The sequence below is a fragment of the Pseudomonas sp. KH_046_1 genome (genome assembly GCF_057839025.1).
In genome coordinates, this window is record NZ_CM174481.1 from 2,881,783 (window position 1) to 2,902,585 (window position 20,803).

The 20,803-nt window shown below is 60.3% G+C and carries 14 protein-coding genes; 9 read left to right on the top strand and 5 right to left on the bottom strand.

The features are described from left to right. Window positions 1–225 precede the first annotated feature (225 nt). The 8 genes from tpx to AC3IT9_RS13425 all read left to right on the top strand — a co-directional run bounded on the left by tpx (window position 226) and on the right by AC3IT9_RS13425 (window position 15,981). Window positions 226–726, top strand: coding sequence for a thiol peroxidase (gene tpx / locus AC3IT9_RS13390; RefSeq protein ID WP_103393591.1), 501 nt, complete (start codon window positions 226–228; stop codon window positions 724–726). A gap of 179 nt (window positions 727–905) precedes the next feature. After that, window positions 906–2,222 (top strand): MdtA/MuxA family multidrug efflux RND transporter periplasmic adaptor subunit, encoded by a 1,317-nt coding sequence (locus tag AC3IT9_RS13395; protein WP_150724023.1) that lies wholly within the window; start codon window positions 906–908, stop codon window positions 2,220–2,222. Then, entirely contained in the window at window positions 2,219–5,323 is a 3,105-nt protein-coding gene (locus tag AC3IT9_RS13400) for an MdtB/MuxB family multidrug efflux RND transporter permease subunit (protein WP_489273353.1), read from the top strand. Before AC3IT9_RS13395 ends, AC3IT9_RS13400 begins: the two co-directional genes overlap by 4 nt. Further along, entirely contained in the window at window positions 5,320–8,427 is a 3,108-nt protein-coding gene (locus AC3IT9_RS13405; RefSeq protein WP_489273354.1) for an efflux RND transporter permease subunit, read from the top strand. Before AC3IT9_RS13400 ends, AC3IT9_RS13405 begins: the two co-directional genes overlap by 4 nt. Continuing rightward, window positions 8,424–9,905: an efflux transporter outer membrane subunit gene (locus AC3IT9_RS13410; protein ID WP_353742900.1), complete on the top strand. Its 1,482-nt coding sequence runs from the start codon at window positions 8,424–8,426 to the stop codon at window positions 9,903–9,905. Before AC3IT9_RS13405 ends, AC3IT9_RS13410 begins: the two co-directional genes overlap by 4 nt. A 280-nt stretch (window positions 9,906–10,185) precedes the next feature. Then, window positions 10,186–12,303, top strand: a complete 2,118-nt coding sequence (locus tag AC3IT9_RS13415; RefSeq protein ID WP_489273355.1) for a putative bifunctional diguanylate cyclase/phosphodiesterase — start codon at window positions 10,186–10,188, stop codon at window positions 12,301–12,303. A gap of 85 nt (window positions 12,304–12,388) precedes the next feature. Then, the gene (locus tag AC3IT9_RS13420; protein WP_150756037.1) at window positions 12,389–13,135 is read left to right on the top strand and encodes an SDR family oxidoreductase; all 747 of its coding nucleotides are present in this window, start codon (window positions 12,389–12,391) and stop codon (window positions 13,133–13,135) included. A 95-nt stretch (window positions 13,136–13,230) separates the two neighbouring features. Next, window positions 13,231–15,981, top strand: a complete 2,751-nt coding sequence (locus AC3IT9_RS13425; protein WP_489273356.1) for an RHS repeat domain-containing protein — start codon at window positions 13,231–13,233, stop codon at window positions 15,979–15,981. Window positions 15,982–16,016: 35 nt separating this feature from the next. Here the strand turns inward: AC3IT9_RS13425 and mapR are convergent, their stop codons facing one another. The 3 genes from mapR to AC3IT9_RS13440 all read right to left on the bottom strand — a co-directional run bounded on the left by mapR (window position 16,017) and on the right by AC3IT9_RS13440 (window position 19,346). Then, window positions 16,017–17,426, bottom strand: coding sequence for a GntR family transcriptional regulator MpaR (gene mapR / locus AC3IT9_RS13430; RefSeq protein ID WP_489273357.1), 1,410 nt, complete (start codon window positions 17,424–17,426; stop codon window positions 16,017–16,019). Between the two features lie 78 nt (window positions 17,427–17,504). Beyond that, complete coding sequence (gene ccoG / locus AC3IT9_RS13435) at window positions 17,505–18,917, bottom strand: cytochrome c oxidase accessory protein CcoG (protein WP_489273358.1); 1,413 nt, start codon at window positions 18,915–18,917, stop codon at window positions 17,505–17,507. 195 nt (window positions 18,918–19,112) lie between these two features. Further along, on the bottom strand, window positions 19,113–19,346 hold the full coding sequence (locus AC3IT9_RS13440; RefSeq protein ID WP_223448758.1) for a DUF3203 family protein: 234 nt from the start codon (window positions 19,344–19,346) through the stop codon (window positions 19,113–19,115). A 122-nt stretch (window positions 19,347–19,468) separates the two neighbouring features. On the opposite strand from AC3IT9_RS13440, the gene AC3IT9_RS13445 reads away from it, so the two are divergent. Further along, on the top strand, window positions 19,469–19,969 hold the full coding sequence (locus AC3IT9_RS13445; RefSeq protein WP_489273359.1) for an MgtC/SapB family protein: 501 nt from the start codon (window positions 19,469–19,471) through the stop codon (window positions 19,967–19,969). Window positions 19,970–19,992: 23 nt separating this feature from the next. Here AC3IT9_RS13445 and AC3IT9_RS13450 read toward each other — a convergent pair whose 3' ends face one another. Both AC3IT9_RS13450 and AC3IT9_RS13455 read right to left on the bottom strand, forming a co-directional pair. After that, window positions 19,993–20,229, bottom strand: coding sequence for a hypothetical protein (locus tag AC3IT9_RS13450; protein ID WP_353742905.1), 237 nt, complete (start codon window positions 20,227–20,229; stop codon window positions 19,993–19,995). Window positions 20,230–20,474: 245 nt separating this feature from the next. Further along, window positions 20,475–20,657 (bottom strand): hypothetical protein, encoded by a 183-nt coding sequence (locus tag AC3IT9_RS13455; protein ID WP_150758127.1) that lies wholly within the window; start codon window positions 20,655–20,657, stop codon window positions 20,475–20,477. Window positions 20,658–20,803: the final 146 nt, after the last annotated feature.

Sequence of the window (20,803 nt, forward strand, 5' to 3'; positions counted from 1 at the left end):
CTGTGGGAGCGAGCTTGCTCGCGATGGCGTCAGATCAGTCACCAGTGATGTTGAATGACATTGAGCTTTCGCGAGCGGGCCCGCTCCCACAGATTTGTGGGTTGTATCCAGTTTTGTGCCCTGTTACATGACAATTTATGTTTGGCCATAGGTCGTAGGACAATTTCATGGTTAACTTCGGCCTCGTCAAAATTCTCCACCACAACGTTCAGAAGGACTCCGTTCATGGCTCAAGTCACTCTTAAAGGCAACCCGGTTCAAGTCAACGGCCAACTGCCACAAGCCGGTTCCAAGGCGCCAGCCTTTTCCCTGGTTGCCGGCAATCTGTCCGACGTCACCCTGAAAGACTTTGCCGGCAAGCGCAAAGTGCTGAACATCTTCCCAAGCGTTGATACCCCGACCTGCGCCACTTCCGTGCGCCAGTTCAATGCCAAGGCCAGCGACGTGGCGAACACTGTCGTACTGTGCATCTCCGCTGACCTGCCATTCGCCCAGGCCCGCTTCTGTGGCGCCGAAGGCCTGGAAAACGTTCAGAACCTGTCGACCCTGCGCGGTGCCGAGTTCATCCAGAACTACGGTGTTGCAATCGCCGACGGCCCGCTCAAAGGCCTGACCGCCCGTGCCGTGGTGGTTCTGGACGAAAACGACAACGTGCTGCACAGCGAACTGGTTGGTGAAATCGCTGATGAGCCGAACTACGAAGCGGCACTTGCTGTTCTCAAGTAAGTTAGCTCCATTACAATTGTTAACGGCCTGGCTCTGTCCAGGCCGTTTTCATTTGTGCTTCAGTGTCTTACACAAAACTCCTGTTACGTAAGCCAAAGGTAAATTGCCGGTAAAGGCGCTTTGCTTAAAACCCGCCAGTGCTTATCGTTCAGCCTCATGTAAAAAAGCCCACGCGCCCAATGGTTGATCACTCAATGCAATCCTCCGCTTCCCGTAGTCCCCGTCGCTGGCTGTTCGGCCTGCTTGTCCTGTTGGTCATCGCTGGCTTGTGCTGGAAGTTCTGGCCCGGCAGCGCTGCACCCAAAGAGGCTGCGGGGCAGAAAGCCGTCGCCGGGCAAACCGGCAGGTCAGGCGGAATGCGACCTGGATTCGGTGGCGCGTCCGGACCGGTACCGGTGCGAGTGGCGCCGGCAGTCAAGGGTGATTTCCCACTGTATTTCAAGGCGCTGGGCACGGTCACGGCGCTGAATACCATCAATGTCCGCAGCCGCGTCGGCGGTGAGCTGGTCAAGATCTATTTCGAAGAAGGGCAGATGGTCAAGGCCGGCGACCTGCTCGCCGAAATCGACCCGCGCCCTTACCAGAATGCCTTGCTCCAGGCCGAGGGCACCTTGCTGCAGAATCAGGCGCAGCTGAAAAACGCCCAGGTCGACGTCGAGCGCTATCGCGGCCTGTACCGCGAAGACAGTATTGCCAAGCAGACCCTGGACACCGCCGAGGCGCTGGTCGGTCAGTTCCAGGGCACGGTCAAGACCAATCAGGCAGCGGTCAACGACGCCAAGCTCAATCTCGAATTCACCCGGATCCGCGCACCGATCACCGGTCGCGTCGGCCTGCGTCAACTGGACGTCGGCAACCTGGTCGCGGCCAACGACACCACCGCATTGGCGATCATCACCCAGACCCAACCGATCAGCGTGGCCTTCACCCTCCCGGAAAACAGCCTCGACACCGTGCTGGCCCGTTATCGCAGCGGCGCTAAACTTCCGGCTGAAGCCTGGGATCGCGGTGATACCAAATTGCAAGCCACTGGCGTGCTGCAGAGCCTGGACAACCAGATCGACATCACCACCGGCACCCTGAAATTCAAGGCCCGTTACGAGAACCGCGATCAGTCGCTGTTCCCCAACCAGTTTGTCAACGTGCGCCTGCTGGCCGACACCCTCAAAGACGTAGTACTGGCGCCTTCCGCCGCGATCCAGTTTGGCACCAACGGCACGTTCGCCTATGCCCTGGACGGTGACAAGAAGGTCAAGATCCGTCAGTTGAAAGTCGGCGCCAGTGACGGCGTGAACACCGTGGTCACCGAAGGCCTGTCCGCGGGCGACCGGGTCGTGTTGGAAGGCACCGACCGCCTGAAGGACGGCAGCGACGTGGAGGTGGTCAACGACAGCCAGGACGTGCCGACCACGCCAACCGAACACCTGCAAGGCGGGTCGGCGGTCAACGCGGCTGAGCCTGCGACCACTGACAAGGCGAAAAAGGGCGGCGCATGAATCTCTCGCGGCTGTTCATCCTTCGCCCGGTAGCCACCACGCTGAGCATGCTGGCCATTATCCTGGCCGGCGTCATCGCCTATCGGCTGCTGCCAGTGTCGGCATTGCCCCAGGTCGATTACCCGACCATTCGCGTCATGACCCTGTACCCCGGCGCCAGCCCGGATGTCATGACCAGTGCGGTGACCGCGCCGCTTGAGCGGCAGTTCGGGCAGATGCCCGGCCTGACGCAAATGACCTCCACCAGTTCCGGCGGGGCGTCGGTGCTGACCCTGCGGTTCAGCCTCGACATCAACATGGACGTGGCCGAGCAACAAGTGCAGGCAGCGATCAACGCCGCGACCAACCTGTTGCCCAAGGACCTGCCGGCACCGCCGGTATACAACAAGGTCAACCCGGCCGATACGCCGGTGCTGACCCTGGCCATCACCTCCAAGACCATGCTGTTACCCAAGCTCAACGATCTGGTCGATACCCGCATGGCGCAGAAGATTGCCCAGATCAGCGGCGTCGGCATGGTCAGCATTGCCGGCGGTCAACGCCAGGCCGTGCGCATCAAGGTCAATCCGGAAGCCCTGGCGGCCAACGGCCTGAACCTGTCGGACGTGCGCACGCTGATCGGCGCCTCCAACGTCAACCAGCCCAAGGGCAACTTCGACGGCCCGACCCGGGTCTCGATGCTCGATGCAAACGATCAACTGACCTCACCCAAGGACTACGCCAACCTGATCCTGGCCTACGCCAATGGCGCACCGTTGCGCCTCAAGGACGTGGCGGAAATCGTCGACGGCGCCGAGAACGAGCGGCTCGCTGCGTGGGCCAACGAGAATCAGGCCGTGCTGCTGAACATCCAGCGTCAGCCCGGCGCCAACGTGATCGAGGTGGTGGACCGGATCAAGGCCCTGCTGCCGAGCATCACCGACAACCTGCCGGCCGGCCTCGACGTGGTGGTGCTGACCGACCGCACCCAGACCATCCGCGCCTCGGTCAAGGACGTGCAGCATGAATTGCTGATCGCCATCGCCCTGGTGGTCATGGTCACCTTCCTGTTCCTGCGTCGCGCCAGCGCCACGATCATTCCGTCGGTGGCCGTGCCACTGTCGCTGATCGGTACGTTCGGCGTGATGTATCTGGCGGGGTTCTCGGTCAACAACCTGACCCTGATGGCCCTGACCATCGCCACCGGTTTCGTGGTGGACGACGCGATCGTCATGCTGGAGAACATTTCCCGATACATCGAAGAAGGCGACAGCCCTCTGAACGCGGCGCTCAAGGGCGCCAAGCAGATCGGCTTCACCCTGATCTCCCTGACGTTGTCGCTGATCGCCGTGCTGATCCCGCTGCTGTTCATGGCGGACGTGGTCGGGCGGCTATTCCGCGAGTTCGCGATCACCTTGGCGGTGGCGATCCTGATTTCCCTGGTGGTTTCCCTGACCCTGACGCCGATGATGTGTGCGCGCTTGCTCAAGCGTGAACCCAAGGAAGCAGAGCAGGGTCGCTTCTATCGTGCCAGCGGTGCGTTCATCGACTGGATGATCGCCGCCTACGGACGCAAGTTGCAGTGGGTGCTCAAGCACCAGCCACTGACCCTGATGGTGGCCATTGGCACTTTGGCGCTGACAGTATTCCTGTACATGGTGGTGCCCAAGGGCTTCTTCCCGGTGCAGGACACCGGCGTCATCCAGGGCATATCCGAAGCGCCGCAATCGATTTCCTTCACCGCCATGAGCGAGCGCCAGCAGGAACTGGCCAAGGTCATCCTGGCCGACCCGGCTGTCGAGAGTCTGTCCTCCTACATTGGCGTGGATGGCGACAACTCGACCCTCAACAGCGGTCGGTTGCTGATCAACCTCAAGTCGCACCGCGACCGCGACCTGAGCGCCACGCAAGTGATTGCCCGGCTGCAACCGGAACTGGACAAACTGGTCGGCATCCGCCTGTTCATGCAGCCGGTGCAGGACCTGACCATCGAAGACCGGGTCAGCCGCACGCAGTACCAGTTCAGCATGTCGTCGCCGGATTCGGAGTTGCTGAGCCTGTGGAGCGGGCGTCTGGTCGAGGCCTTGGTCGACCGGCCGGAATTGACCGACGTCGCCAGCGATTTGCAGGACAAGGGCTTGCAGGTCTACCTGGTGATCGACCGCGATGCGGCATCGCGGGTCGGTGTGTCGGTGTCGAACATCACTGATGCGCTGTACGACGCCTTCGGTCAGCGGCAGATTTCCACGATCTACACCCAGGCCAGTCAGTACCGCGTGGTGCTGCAATCGCAGTCCGGCGAGAAAATCGGCCCGGATGCGTTGAACCAGATTCACGTCAAGACCACCGGTGGCGGTCAGGTGCGTCTGTCCAGCCTGGCGCATATCGAAGAGCGCCAGGCGCAACTGGCGATCACCCACATCGGCCAGTTCCCGGCGGTGATGATGTCCTTCAACCTGGCGCCCGGCGTGGCGCTGGGGCATGCGGTCGAGATCATCGAGCAGGTGCAGAAGGACATCGGCATGCCGATTGGCGTGCAGACCCAGTTCCAGGGCGCGGCGCAGGCGTTCCAGGCTTCGTTGTCGAGCACCTTGCTGCTGATCCTGGCGGCGGTGGTGACCATGTACATCGTGCTGGGCGTGCTCTACGAGAGCTACATCCACCCGATCACCATTCTTTCGACCCTGCCGTCGGCGGCGGTGGGCGCCTTGCTGGCGTTGATCCTCAGCGGCAACGACCTGGGCATGATCGCAATCATCGGCATCATTCTGCTGATCGGCATCGTGAAGAAGAACGCGATCATGATGATCGACTTCGCCCTCGACGCCGAGCGCAACCAGGGCATGGACCCGCAGACGGCGATCTATCAGGCGGCTTTACTACGTTTCCGGCCGATCCTGATGACCACCCTGGCGGCATTGTTCGGTGCCGTGCCGTTGATGCTGGCCACCGGTTCCGGCGCGGAACTGCGCCAGCCGCTGGGTCTGGTGATGGTCGGCGGCCTGTTGCTGAGCCAGATTCTGACGCTGTTCACTACGCCTGTGATTTACCTGTATTTCGATCGTCTCGGTCGGCGCTGGGGCCGCAAGCCTGAGTCCGTGGAAGCGGTAGAGCAGCCATGAATCTTTCGGGACCTTTCATCAAGCGCCCGGTCGCGACCATGTTGCTGAGCCTGGCGATCATGCTGCTGGGCGGCGTGAGCTTCGGTTTGCTGCCCGTGTCGCCGCTGCCGCAAATGGACTTTCCGGTGATCGTGGTCCAGGCCAGCCTGCCCGGGGCCAGCCCCGAGGTGATGGCGTCGACCGTGGCCACACCGTTGGAACGCTCCTTCGGCAGCATTGCCGGGATCAACACCATGAGCAGCCGCTCAAGCCAGGGTTCGACCCGGGTGATCCTGCAATTCGACCTGGACCGCGACATCAATGGCGCGGCGCGGGAAGTGCAGGCGGCCATCAATGCCTCGCGCACCCTGTTGCCGAGCGGGATGCGCAGCATGCCGACCTACAAGAAGGTCAACCCGTCCCAGGCGCCGATCATGGTGCTGTCGCTGACGTCCGATGTACTGGAAAAAGGTCAGCTCTATGACCTGGCCTCGACGATTCTGTCCCAGAGCCTGTCCCAGGTGCAGGGCGTTGGCGAGGTGCAGATCGGTGGCAGTTCGTTGCCGGCAGTGCGTATCGAACTCGAACCACAGTCGCTGAACCAGTACGGCGTGGCCCTGGACGATGTGCGCAATACCATCGCCAATGCCAACGTGCGCCGGCCCAAGGGCTCGGTGGAAGACGATCAGCGGCTGTGGCAGGTCCAGGCCAACGACCAATTGGAAAAAGCCAAGGACTACGAGTCGCTGATCATTCACTACAACGGTGGCGCGGCCCTGCGCCTGAAGGATGTGGCCAAGGTCAGCGATGGCGTCGAGGACCGCTACAACAGCGGTTTCTTCAACGATGACGCGGCGGTGCTGCTGGTGATCAACCGGCAGGCCGGCGCCAACATCATCGAGACGGTCAACGAGATCAAGGCGCAGTTGCCGGCGTTGCAGGCGGTGCTGCCGGCCAGCGTCAAGCTGAACCTGGCCATGGACCGCTCGCCGGTGATCAAGGCGACGCTGCACGAAGCGGAAATGACCCTGCTGATCGCCGTGGCGCTGGTGATTCTGGTGGTGTTCCTGTTCCTCGGTAACTTCCGCGCTTCGCTGATCCCGACCCTGGCAGTGCCGGTGTCGCTGGTCGGCACCTTTGCCGTGATGTACCTCTACGGCTTTTCGCTGAACAACCTGTCGCTGATGGCGCTGATCCTGGCCACCGGGCTGGTGGTGGACGATGCCATCGTGGTGCTGGAGAACATTTCCCGGCACATCGACGAGGGCGTGCGGCCGATGCGCGCGGCGTACCTCGGTGCCCAGGAAGTCGGTTTTACCTTGCTGTCGATGAACGTGTCGCTGGTGGCGGTGTTCCTGTCGATCCTGTTCATGGGCGGGATCATTGAAAGCCTGTTCCGCGAATTCTCCATCACCCTGGCGGCGGCCATCGTGGTCTCGCTGGTAGTGTCGTTGACCCTGACCCCGATGCTCTGCGCCCGCTGGCTCAAGCCGCATACGCCGGGGCAGGAGAACCGCCTGCAACGCTGGAGTCGGCGGACCAACGACTGGATGGTCGGCAAATACGCCACCAGCCTCGACTGGGTGCTGCGCCACAAGCGTCTGACTTTGCTCAGTCTGTTCGTGACAATTGGTGTGAACATTGCGCTGTATGTGGTTGTTCCTAAAACGTTTTTACCTCAGCAGGATACCGGCCAGCTGATCGGTTTCGTGCGCGGCGACGACGGCCTGTCGTTCAGTGTGATGCAGCCGAAGATGGAGATTTTCCGCCGCGCGGTGTTGAAGGACGAGGCGGTAGAAAGCGTCGCCGGGTTCATTGGCGGCAACAACGGCACCAACAACGCCTTCATGCTGGTGCGCCTGAAGCCGATCAAGGAACGCAACATTTCCGCGCAGAAAGTCATCGAACGCCTGCGCAAGGAAATGCCCAAGGTTCCCGGCGCACAACTGATGCTCATGGCGGACCAGGACCTGCAATTCGGTGGCGGCCGTGAGCAGACCACCTCGCAATACTCGTACATCCTGCAGAGCGGGGATCTGGGGGCCTTGCGGGAGTGGTATCCGAAAGTCGTCACCGCGCTCAGGGCCTTGCCGGAGCTGACGGCGATCGATGCGCGGGAAGGCCGGGGCGCCCGGCAAGTGACCCTGATCGTCGACCGTGACCAGGCCAAGCGCCTGGGTGTCGACATGGACATGGTCACGGCGGTGCTGAACAACGCCTACAGCCAGCGGCAGATATCGACCATCTACGACAGCCTCAACCAGTATCAGGTGGTGATGGAGGTCAATCCGAAGTACGCCCAGGACCCGATCACCCTGAAGCAGGTCCAGGTGATCACCGCTGACGGCGCACGGATCCCGCTGTCGACCATCGCCCATTACGAAAACAGCCTGGAAAACGACCGGGTCAGCCACGAAGGCCAGTTTGCTTCGGAAAGCATTGCCTTCGACATGGCCGAAGGCGTGACGGTGGAGCAGGGCAGTGCCGCCATTGAACGAGCGATTGCCAAGGTCGGCCTGCCGGAAGACGTGATCGCGAAAATGGCCGGCACAGCCAACGCTTTCGCGGCGACTCAAAAAAGTCAGCCGTGGATGATTCTGGGGGCACTGGTGGCGGTTTATCTGGTATTGGGTGTGTTGTATGAAAGCTACATTCACCCGCTGACGATCCTTTCGACCTTGCCGTCAGCCGGGGTTGGTGCGTTGCTGTCGATCTATGTGCTGGGTGGCGAATTCAGCCTGATCTCGTTGCTCGGGTTGTTCCTGCTGATTGGGGTAGTGAAGAAAAACGCCATCCTGATGATCGACCTGGCGTTGCAACTGGAACGTCACCAGGGCATGGCACCGCTGGAATCGATTCGCAGCGCCTGCCTGCAACGTTTGCGACCTATTCTGATGACCACCCTGGCGGCGATCCTCGGTGCCTTGCCGTTGCTGCTGAGCCGCGCCGAAGGGGCGGAAATGCGCCAGCCGCTGGGCCTGACCATCATCGGCGGGCTGATCTTCAGCCAGGTGCTGACGCTTTACACCACCCCGGTGGTTTACCTCTATCTCGACAAACTGCGCCATCGTTTCAATAAATGGCGTGGGGTGCGTACCGATGCTGCTCTGGAAACTCCGCTATGACTGAACGTTCGCTTTTCAACCTGGCTGCACCACTGATCACGGCTCGAGGCTCGCGTGTGTTGAGCCTGTCACTGTGCGTGGCGATGCTCAGTGCCTGCGCCGTCGGCCCGGATTACCAGCGCCCGCAAACCGCCGAGCCGGTGCAGTACAAGGCCGCAGAGGGCTGGCGTCAGGCCAACCCCAGCGATGCCCTGGCGCGTGGTGCGTGGTGGGAGTTGTATGGCGACCGGCAACTCAACGACCTGATCGAAAAACTCAACAGCGCCAACCAGACCGTCGCCCAGTCCGAAGCGCAGTACCGCCAGGCCCAGGCCTTGGTGCGCAGCGCACGCGGGGCGTTTTTCCCGACGGTGGACCTGAACGTCAGCAAGAACCGTTCAAGCCAGGGCACTGGCAGCAGCAGCTCCAGCCTGAGCAGTTCGTCCAGCGGTATTCGCGACACGTACTCGGCCCAGGCGGGCGTCAGTTGGGAAGCGGATGTGTGGGGCAAGCTGCGCCGTGGCCTCGAAGCCGACACCGCGAATGCTCAGGCAAGCTTTGCCGATCTGGCCGCGATGCGCCTGAGTCAACAGTCGGAGCTGGTGCAGAATTACCTGCAACTGCGCGTGATCGATGGCCAGAAACGCTTGCTCGAGGACACGGTCGAGGCTTATCAGCGTTCGTTGAAGATGACCGAGAACCAGTACCGCGCAGGCGTATCGGGCAAGGACGCGGTGGCCCAGGCCCAGACACAGCTCAAAGGCACCGAAGCCGATATGATCGACCTGATCTGGCAACGCGCCCAGTTCGAGAACGCCATTGCCGTGCTGATCGGCTTGCCGCCGGCAGAATTCAGCCTGGCGGAAAGCCAGGACATTCCGCAGTTGCCGCAAGTACCGCAGGCACTGCCTTCGCAGTTGCTGGAGCGTCGCCCGGACATCGCTTCGGCCGAGCGCTCGGTGATGGCCGCCAACGCCAACATCGGCGTGGCCAAGGCCGCCTATTACCCAGACCTGACCCTGAACATGAACGGCGGCTACAGTAGCAGCACCTATTCCAACTGGATCAGCCTGCCGAACCGCTTCTGGTCGGTCGGACCGCAATTGGCCATGACCCTGTTCGACGGCGGCCAGCGCTCGGCGGAAGTCGACCGCAGTGAAGCGGCCTATGACGAAACGGTGGCCAAGTATCGCCAGACCGTGCTGGACGGATTCCGCGAAGTGGAAAACTTCCTGGTGCAGCTCAAGGTGCTTCAGGACGAAGCCGTCGTGCGCCAACAGGCACTGGACGCCGCCCGTGAATCGCTGCGCCTGACCCAGAACCAATACAAGGCCGGTTTGATTGCCTACATCGATGTGGTGGTGACCCAGGCCGCGGCGCTGAGCAATGAGCGCAGTAACCTGGACCTGTTGCAAAGCCGCTTGATAGCCAGCGTGCAGTTGATTGCCGCGTTGGGCGGTGGCTGGGATGGGCAGCTAGAGGTGAGCGATAGCCGATAGCGCAATCCCTGTGGGAGCGAGCTTGCTCGCGATGGCTGCGTCACATTCAGCATGGATGTTGCCTGACCCACCGCTATCGCGAGCAAGCTCGCTCCCACAGGTTTTGTGGTGCCAGCAGCTTTAAGCGAGTTAATGTAAAACCTTAAAACAAGCGTTTCATCGGACTGATGGCCCTTTGCTCATTTTGTGAGTGCGTTCTCATTTGGAATCAGTACAATCGCCGCATTTTCCCCCCAGCGAGAATCAATACCAATAAGGGGGGCATTCGCGAGAAGTCTCCATGCTCATCGGCAGCTATTCCCCCACCCTGGTCATCATTTCGCTCTGTGTCGCAATTCTCGCCTCCTACACCGCACTCGACCTGACCGGACGCATTGCCACCGCCAAAGGTCGCGCCGTGCATTTGTGGACCGCGGGCGGGGCCATTGCCATGGGCGTCGGCATCTGGTCGATGCACTTTATCGGCATGCTCGCGTTCAAGTTGCCGATCGACCTGGGGTACGACGGCACGATCACCCTGCTGTCGCTGCTGATCGGCGTGCTCTCCAGCGGTTTTGCGCTGTGGCTGGTCAGCCAGCCGCAATTGCCGGCCTGGCAACTGGCCTTTGGTGCGTTGGTCATGGGCGCCGGCATCAGCGCGATGCACTACACCGGCATGGCCGCGATGCGCATGCAACCGGGCATCGACTATGACCCGACGCTGTTCGGCGCCTCGCTGCTGATCGCTGTCGGTGCTTCGGGCGCGGCATTGTCGATCGCTTTCCATCTGCGCCAGCACACGCCTTATGTCCGTCTTATCCGTGGCGGTGCCGCCGTGATCATGGGCATCGCCATCGTCGGCATGCACTACACCGGGATGGCCGCCGCGCGCTTTGCCGACGGCAGTTTTTGTGGCGCAGCGGCCAATGGATTGAGCGGCAATGGCCTGGACAACCTGGTGCTGATCACCACGTTGGCGGTGCTGAGCATTGCCTTGCTGACCTCGATCCTCGATGCACGCCTGGAGGCGCGCACCGCGAGCCTGGCCCATTCGCTGACCGAGGCCAACCGTGAACTGACCCAACTGGCCCTGCACGACACCCTCACCGGGTTGCCGAACCGGACGCTGCTCGCCGATCGAATCGATCAGGCCATGTCCCGGGTCCGGGAGGAAGGGGGGTGCTTTGCCCTGATGTTCATCGATCTGGACGGCTTCAAACCGGTCAACGATGCCTTTGGCCACCACATGGGTGATCTGCTGTTGCGCGAAGTCGCCGTGCGCCTGCGCGAAGACTTGCGCAGCCCGGACACCCTGGCGCGGATCGGCGGCGATGAGTTCGTGTTGCTGGTGCAATTGAGCGAACAGATCGATGCCTTGAACCTCGCGGCCCAACAGGTTGGGTTGATCGCGCGAGCGTTCCGGGTTGCCGAACATGATTTACACATTTCCGCCAGCGTCGGCATCGCGCTCTACCCGGGTAACGGGCAGTCCGCCCATGAATTGCTGATGAACGCCGACGCGGCGATGTATCACGCCAAGGGCGCGGGTAAAAACGGCTACAGCTTTTTCGATGTCTCGATGAACAGTAACGCCCGCAAACAGCTGCAATTGCTGCAGGACCTGCGCAATGCCGTGGAACATCAGGAATTCAGCCTGCATTACCAGCCCAAGTTCGACGCCACCAATGGCCGGCCAGTGGGCGCCGAGGCCTTGTTGCGCTGGGAGCACCCGACGCAAGGGATGCTGTTGCCGGACAAATTCATCGAAATGGCGGAAAAGACCGGGCTGATCATTCCAATCGGCGAGTGGGTGCTCAACGAAGCCTGCCGCCAGATGCGCGAGTGGTACGTGCTCGGCTACACCGATTGGCGCATCGCGGTGAACCTGTCGGCCATTCAGTTTTGCCATGCCGGGCTGGTCCAGAGCGTCGCCAAGGCCCTGGCGACGCACCATCTGCCGGCCAACAGCCTGACCCTGGAGATCACTGAAACCACTGCGATGAGCGATGCCGATGCGAGCATGACGGTGCTGCAGGAACTGTCGGAAATGGGCGTCGACCTGTCCATCGACGATTTTGGTACGGGTTATTCGAGCTTGATGTACCTCAAGCGCCTGCCGGCCAACGAGCTGAAGATCGACCGCGGTTTTGTCCGGGACCTGGAGCACGACAGCGATGATGCCGCCATCGTTTCGGCCATCGTCGCCCTTGGCCAGGCGCTGGGGTTGCGCATCGTCGCCGAAGGTGTGGAAACGGGTGTGCAGCAGGACTTCCTGACGCAGCTCGGTTGCGATTCATTGCAGGGGTACCTGCTGGGGCATCCGTTGCCGGCCGCAGGTTTCATGGTGGAAATCCATCGCGGGGAGCAGTTGGTCGAGCAGTTGAAAGCCAGTGCCGGGCGCGAGATGTCGATGACATGACAGCTGATGTGAAGCCATGCAAAAACCGCCAATGGCGGTTATTCTAGCCCCCGACCGCTTAAGCTTTGATTGGGGGAAAGCTCGCATGGACAAAGTCATCGTCATCACCGGCGGTAGCCGCGGCATTGGTGCCGCCACCGCGCTGTTGGCCGCCGCGCAGGGTTATCGGATCTGCATCAACTACCAGGCGGACGAAAAGGCTGCACTCGGCGTACTGGAACAAGTCCGCGCCCTCGGTGCGCAAGCCATTGCAGTACGGGCCGACGTCAGCATCGAAGACGAAGTCATCGCACTGTTCCACCGGGTAGACACTGAACTGGGTCGGGTCACCGCGCTGGTGAACAACGCCGGCACAGTCGGGCAAAAGTCCCGGGTCGACGAGATGTCCGAGTTCCGCATTCTCAAGATCATGAAAACCAACGTCCTGGCGCCGATCCTCTGTGCCAAGCACGCGATCCTGCGCATGTCGCCCAGGCACGGCGGGCAGGGCGGCAGCATCGTCAACGTGTCCTCGGTGGCCGCACGTTTGGGCTCGCCCAACGAGTACGTCGACTACGCGGCCTCCAAAGGCGCGCTGGACACCTTCACAATCGGCCTGTCCAAGGAAGTGGCGGGCGAGGGGATTCGGGTCAACGCCGTGCGCCCCGGCTTCATCTATACCGATTTCCATGCCTTGAGCGGCGATCCGGATCGGGTCAGCAAGCTGGAATCGGCGATTCCGATGGCCCGGGGCGGGCGTCCGGATGAAGTGGCGGAGGCGATTGTCTGGTTGTTGTCGGACAAGGCTTCGTATGCGACGGGGACCTTTGTTGATCTCGGTGGTGGGCGCTAAGCAGAATTTGCGCGGTGTCTACTGTCATTCCTGACAGTAGACACCAGTCATGGATGTGCCTAGATTCGCGGTAGTCTTTAAAGGGGCGCCTCGACTTGAACGCGCATACGCCATCCATCAGTGTCGTTGACCCACGCGGTTTACCCGTTCGTGCGCTGGCGTACTTTCGACAAGCAGCGGACGAGCCGGTTACGGCGCGAGTGACGCATCAGGTTTTCGATCCGCTGGGACGGCTCATCCAACAGCGCGATCCACGGTTGTTTGCCTTGAGCCAGAACGATGCCTCGGTTCCGGCAAACCTGACCACGATTCATAGTCTGACGGAGCAAGCGCTGTGCAGCGACAGCGTCGATGCCGGTTGGCAACTCGGGTTGCCGGGTGCAGCGGGGCAGGCGCTTGAAGCATGGGACCAACGTGGCTGGCATCGTCGCACCGAGCATGATCCACTGTTGCGGCCTGTCGCAGTGCACGAACAGGGTTCGGGGGAACCCGAACGCTGCGTCGAACGAATGACATTTGGGGGAGTGTCGGACGATCATGCCCGGCACAACCTCTGTGGCCAACCCATCCGGCAGGACGACCCGGCGGGCAGCCGGTTGATGGCCGACTATGGGCTGTCGGCGACGGTGCTGCGCGAGCGGCGGTTTTTCCTGAACAGCTTCGACCCGGTCGATTGGCCGGCGCTGGACGCTGACCGCGACAGCTTGCTGGAGCCGGGCGCCGGCGCGCAGTCGTCGTGGACCTACGCACCGTCCGGCGAACTGATGACCCAAACTGACGCCAAATGCCATACCCAGCACTTTGCGCATGATCGCGCCGGTCAGTTGTGCTCGGCAGGGCTGCAACGCTCCGGGCAAATCAGCGTCGACACGCTGGTCAGTGGCATCCACTACAGCGCATCCGGCCAGGTGGAACAGGAACTCGCCGGCAATGGTATGCGCACCACCAGCGCGTATGACCCAGCCAATGGGCATTTGATGCTGCTGGCCACACAAGGCCCGAACCAGAGCTTCTTGCAGAAGCTTACTTACCGGTATGACCCCTTCGGCAACATCACCGAAATCGCCGACGCCGCCTTGCCCATCCAGCATTTTGCCAACCAGCGCATCGAGCCGGTGCGACGATTCACCTATGACACGCTATACCAATTGATCAGCGCGACTGGTTGGGAGAGTGCCAAGCCTTCCTTAGGTCCAGCTTTGCCGGAGTGGCAGGCGTTTGGCCCGCCGGATGGCAGCCGCTGGTGCAACTACAGCGAAACCTACCAGTACGATGAAGCGGGCAATCTATTGCAGCGCATCCACCATGGCGCGGTGGGCGATACCTTGACCATGCGAGTGGCTCCGCTGAGTAATCGCAGCGTTAAGGTTCACCCAACTCAATCTGCCATTGATGAGTCGTTCGATGCCCGGGGCAATCTGCTGGAGCTCCAACCCGGACAGAGGTTGCTGTGGAATGGGCGAAATGAGTTGGCACAGGTCACACAGATCGCTCGAGTCGATGGCGCTGACGATCTGGAGCGTTATGTCTACGACGGTGAAGGCACGCGCTTGCGCAAATCCCGCACGACTGCAGCGAAATCCATCGCCCACGCCGCCGAGGTACGTTATCTGCCGGGCATCGAACTGCACAGCAACAGCGCTACGGGGGAGCAGCTGCAAGTAGTCAGCATTCAGGCCGGCCGCTGCACCGTGCGCCTGCTGCATTGGGACAGCCCGCCGCCGGCCGAACTGGACAATGACCAATTGCGTTTTTGCTTCGACGACCACTTGGGTTCGAGTGCCTTTGAAGTGGATGCCCAAGCGCAGGTGATCAGTCAGGAGGTGTATTACCCCTTCGGCGGCACAGCGTGGCTGGCCGGACGGCATGAGGTGGAGACCGGTTACAAGACCATTCGTTATTCAGGCAAGGAACGGGATGCGACGGGGCTTTATTACTATGGGGCGCGGTATTACGCACCGTGGTTGCAGCGCTGGTTGAATCCGGATCCGGCGGGGGATGTGGATGGGTTGGGTTTTTACCGATTTGTCAGGAACAGTCCGATGAGCCTTGTTGATTTGCAAGGTCGATTTCCAACTCCAGCAACTATTTTTGAGTATTGGTATGGATTAGTGGAGCGTCTCGTTGATTGGTATGAGGGTGACAGTTTCAAGGTTGAACAGAAAGGGCTGGACAATATTGTAAGTAATTATCCAGTGATTGCGGGTAATCTAAATAAGGCATTCTTATCGACAAAGCAAACGCTGGAAAACGCGGTTGCTGAGCTGCAAGGTGGCGATATTAATGGGCTTTCTAAAGTACACTTCGGGGATATTTCGTTACAGGATGTTGAATATCTGAGAAGTGGGTTTCAGGGAATGCTCTCAGATATCGAGCATATCTTTAGAAACCAAGAGAGAGTGGTACTGGTTTCAAATACTCGCTCTAAGGCATTTGTCATTTTAGGAGAAGTGGAGAGGAAGCTGTATTTTGATGTCGATAATTATAACAAACACTCGCCAGAGGATTTACTCCATAATGTGGGTCACGAATTGACGCATTTGAGTGATATATTTGAGTCTAGGGATTTTTGGTATCTTTCACTTGAGCTCCCTTGGGTGATGAACAAGGATAAGCTAGATTACTGGTCAAAGTATATGGTGTGTGGAGAGAATGTTCCTGAAAAAAACTTTAACCCTGGAGGGCGGGGAAAATTAATTTCGAAGGCAGGTATGAGCAACATAAATGATGCCATACAAAGGTTCAACGAAAGCAAAGATTTTCGCACTCGCCTGGCACTTCGTAATGCTGATACTTTAATGAACTTCGCCAGGTCATTAAGTGATGCCCGTAGTGCGAGGCGCTAATTTATTGATATTAACCACATTCTTAGCATGCTCCCTCAAAACGACCGTACAATCCGCCCCAACGTCTCCATCGCCTTCTCCGCAACCTCATCCCAGGGGCTGCCATAATTCAACCGAATACAATTCCTGAACCGCTGCGCCGGCGAAAAGATCGGCCCCGGTGCAATGCTGATGCCTTGCGCCAGTGCCATCTGAAACAACTTCAACGAATCCATCTGCTCCGGCAATTCCAGCCACAAAAAGTAGCCCCCCGCCGGTTGGCTGACCCGCGTTTGTGCCGGGAAATAGCGGGCAATCGCAGCGAGCATGGCGCTTTGCTGGTCTTCCAGCGCGTGGCGCAATTTACGCAGGTGGCGGTCGTAACCTCCGTGTTGCAGGTAATCGGCGATGGCGGCCTGGGCTGGCATCGAGGCGCACAGCGAGGTCATGAGTTTCAGCCGTTCGATTTTCTGCGCATAGCGCCCGGCGGCGACCCAGCCGATGCGGTAGCCGGGGGCCAGGCTCTTGGCGAACGAGCCGCAGTGCATCACCAGACCTTCGGTATCGAATGCCTTGGCCGGTTTCGGTGCTTGTTGGCCGTAATACAGTTCGGCGTAGACATCGTCTTCGATCAGCGGCACCTGGTGGCGGCGCAACAACTCCACAAGCTGCTGTTTCTTGGCCTCGGGCACGGTCGCACCCATGGGGTTCTGGAAGCTGGTCATGCACCAGCAGGCTTTGATCGGATAGCGCTCCAGGGTTTGCTCGAGCACACCGAGGTCGATGCCATCGCGCGGGTGCACGGGGATTTCCACGGCCTTGAGTTTCAAGCGTTCGAGCACTTGCAGGCAGGCGTAGAACGCCGGGGCTTCGATGGCCACCAGGTCGCCGGGTTGGGTCACCGCTTGCAGGCACAGGTTCAGGGCTTCAAGCGCGCCGTTGGTGATCAGCAACTCTTCCATGGGCAACATCAGCCCGCCAACCATGTAGCGCAGGGCGATTTGCCGACGCAGTTGCGGGTTACCCGGCGACATGTCGGTGACCACCATGCGCGGGTCCATCTCGCGGCTGGCGCTGGCCAGCGAGCGGGACAAGCGTTGCAGGGGAAACAGCGTCGGGCTGGGGAACGCCGAGCCGAAGGGCACGGTGTTCGGGTCCTTGATCGAGTCGAGCACAGAGAACACCAGTTCACTGACGTCGACTTCGGTGGACTCGTTGACCTGATTGCTGATCACCGGCTCGGAAAACGGCCGGGGTGCGTGGGCGTTGACGAAATAGCCGGAACGCGGACGGGCGCGGATCAGGCCGCGACGTTCCAGCAGGTAATAGGCCTGGAACACCGTCGACGGGCTGACGCCGTAGGTCTGGCTGGCGTAACGCACCGACGGCACCCGCTGGCCGGGACCGAGGACGCCGGAGCGGATCAGTTCTGCGATGTCGTCGGCGAATTTTTCGTAGCGTTTCATCGGTATCCCGTCATGGAGTCGATTCGATTAATTGTGGCGAGGGGGACCACAACTCACAAAGGTCAGCATCTTAAAGGCTCAGCGATTCATCGGTGCAACAAACCGGCTTTTCGCCACGCTGTAGACGCCAGGCTCATCGCTGTCGACCACCTTGAAGCCGATGCTCTGCGAACTGCTCGCCGGACGCTCAGTGAGCATCGCCACCGACACCGGCACATCGACAATCTCCCCCGGCGCCAGGCTGAATTCGGTCCTGCCCTGCAACTCGAAACCATCGGCATCGACCAGGCGCAATTGATAGTCCTGACGCTGCTGGGTTTTGTTGATCACCTTCAGACTGTAGATGTTTTCGATCTGCCCCTGGCTGTTCTCGCGGAACAGGCCCCGGTCCTTGCTGACGTCGAGGGACACCATCGGCCGTTCCACCAGCGCCACCACCAGGGCTGCGATCATCACCAGCAGCACGGCGGTGTAGCCGATCAGGCGCGGACGTAGCAGGTGTGTCTTGCCACCCTGCAATTGATGCTCGGACGTGTAGCTGATCAAGCCTGGGGCGTAGCCCATTTTGTCCATGATTGAGTCGCAGGCGTCGATGCACGCGGCGCAACCGATGCATTCCATCTGCAGGCCGTCGCGAATGTCGATGCCGGTCGGGCAGACCTGTACGCAGAGCTGGCAATCGATGCAATCGCCCAGGCCGGCGTCGGCGGGCATGACCTCGCGTTTGCGCGGGCCACGGTTTTCGCCTCGGGCCACGTCGTAGGAAATGGTCAGGGTGTCCTTGTCGAACATCACGCTCTGGAACCGCGCATAGGGGCACATGTGCATGCACACCGCTTCACGCAGCCAACCGGCATTGATGTACGTGGCGCCGGTGAAAAACAGCACCCAGAACAGGCTGACGCCACTCATCTGGAAGGTCAGCAGCTCTTCGGCCAGTGGCCGGATCGGCGTGAAGTAGCCGACGAATGTCAGGCCGGTCAGCAGGCTGATGGCCAGCCACAAGGTGTGCTTGGCCGAGCGACGCATCAGCTTGTTCAGGCCCCACGGCGCGGCTTGCAACTTGATCCGTTGGTTGCGTTCGCCTTCGGTGATCTTCTCGCACCACATGAAGATCCAGGTCCATGAACTTTGCGGGCAGGTGTAGCCGCACCAGACCCGGCCCGCGAACACGGTGATCGCAAACAGGCCGAACGCGGCGATGATCAACAGCGCCGAGAGCAGAATGAAATCCTGCGGCCAGAAGGTCGCGCCGAAGATATGGAATTTGCTTTCCGAAAGGTCCCAGAGCACCGCCTGGCGGCCGCCCCAGTTCAGCCACACCGTGCCGAAAAACAGTACAAACAGAAAACCGGCGCCGCTGATGCGCAGGTTGCGGAACAGCCCGGTGAAGCTGCGGGTGTGGATCAGGTTGTCGCTGGATTTGGCCTTCGTCTTCAGACGCGAAGGCTCGAATGTTTCTACGGTTCGGACGGGGATTCTCTCGCTCATGGTCTTTCGCTCATCAGCCTCCATCAGGCATGAGCACTATGAGCGGCGATCTGTTTGCATAACAGACTCAGGTATTGCATTAAAAAGCGGATCAGATGGCCGTTCCTGCATGGCCTGCGACAACTTGAAGCAGCCGTCGCTGCCGGCCCCGGGGGCCTTTGCAAAACAGCGGCGGCAGGTGCGGATCAATCCCGGTCAAATCACCGAACCACTGTCGGTGGCTTTCAAGTGCCGGCGCCCATCCACCGCGCCTGCGACGGTCAAGGCGTCGGCCTCGGCTTCCGTGATGTAGATGCGCTCGCCTTCGATGTCCACTGCCGACATGGCTTTGGCACCGTCGGTGATGATGGTCACGTCGGGACACAGACGAATGAGTTCGCCATTTTCGGTGGTGAAAAAGCAGGTCTGGTTCTCGATGCGCACGGTCACGGCGGAATCCTTTTTTCAGTGGAATCTAACGTTTCAGGCCGCAACCGCCGGTCATCGTTCTGTGCAACCGATTAATGGTCGCTGCGGTCCACCTTCCATGGCCCCCTCACAAGGACAACCGCATGAACGCCTGGTGGCACGAAGTCTGGGTGACCCTGCAAGCCGAGTTCGCCGACATCGCCGATGCCTCGCAACTGACACGGGTGACCGTGCGCCTGTTGATGGCCGCTGTGCTGGGCGGGATTCTCGGGTTCGAGCGCGAACACCAGGGCAAGGCCGCCGGCGTGCGCACCCACATGCTGGTGGCGATGGGGGCGGCGCTGTTCGTGTTGGTGCCGCAGATGTCCGGCTCGCAGGCCGATGCCATGAGCCGGGTAGTGCAGGGCGTGATTGCCGGGGTCGGCTTCCTGGGGGCTGGCACTATCCTGAAGAACCACGAGGGCGATGAAGGCCACGTCAAAGGCCTGACCACCGCCGCCGGCCTGTGGATGACCGCAGCCATCGGCGTCGCGGCCGGGCTGGGCCGCGAGGCGACGGCGGTGTTCAGTACGTTGCTGGCGCTGGGGGTGTTTAGTGTGATGCCGGGGATTGTGAAGCTGATCGACAAGGATCACGCTCCGTAGGAGCCTTCGGTAGCTCCTGCTGATCAGGGATTCACCTTGTCCGCGTAAGTTGTTTCACAACCTGATTCCTGCTCGTTGCTCTGGGTTTCTGAGAGTTCGTGTTGGCTGTAGTCAATATTACCCTGCAGCAAATGATTCTCCAGATCCTTGATTATTGAGCTTTTGGTAGTTTGTTCTGCCGTGTTGCGCTCGGCTTCGAAGCAAAGAAATTCGTAGTTGAATATTTTCAAAGGAAGGCCAGCCGTCGATTGGTCGTTCACGGTTGAGCGCGTGGTGCTGTGCGCTCGCTCTGTTTGTGAATTCGTAGAGGCTGGGGAAAAAAATGTTCATGGCTGGCCACACGCAAGGCTAATGGAGTAATGGCCATATAAGGCGAGGGATGTGAGTTTCGTAAAGTGTCGGACGGGCAGAATTGCCGCTTCAGGACCGGTACTACGCGTTCTTGGGAAATGTCATTCATTTTTATGATCGTCCCTGGTTTCGACGCAGGAACGATCAATTGTCGTCATTCAGGATTCACAATCTCCGGCGGCATCGTCGTTGGTGGTTCTTTCCTTGGCGGCGGGTTGGTGCCGGGTGGATCCTGTTCGGGTACCGGTTGCGGTTCGGTGGGCGGTATCACCGGGCTGTCGATGTCGGGATCGGGGGTTTCAGCCGGGAACGGATTGTTCAGCCTGCGGTGGCACATGGCGTGAGTCGTGCTTAAGTAGGTGGACTGGTTGGTTGACAGCGGCGCGAAGGACTTGATTCCGGAAATTGTCGATGAAACTTTCCCGGCGGCTGTCGCTCGGAACCTAAGTGAGTGCATCCCGGGGCGGATCGCCCGGCGGGGTG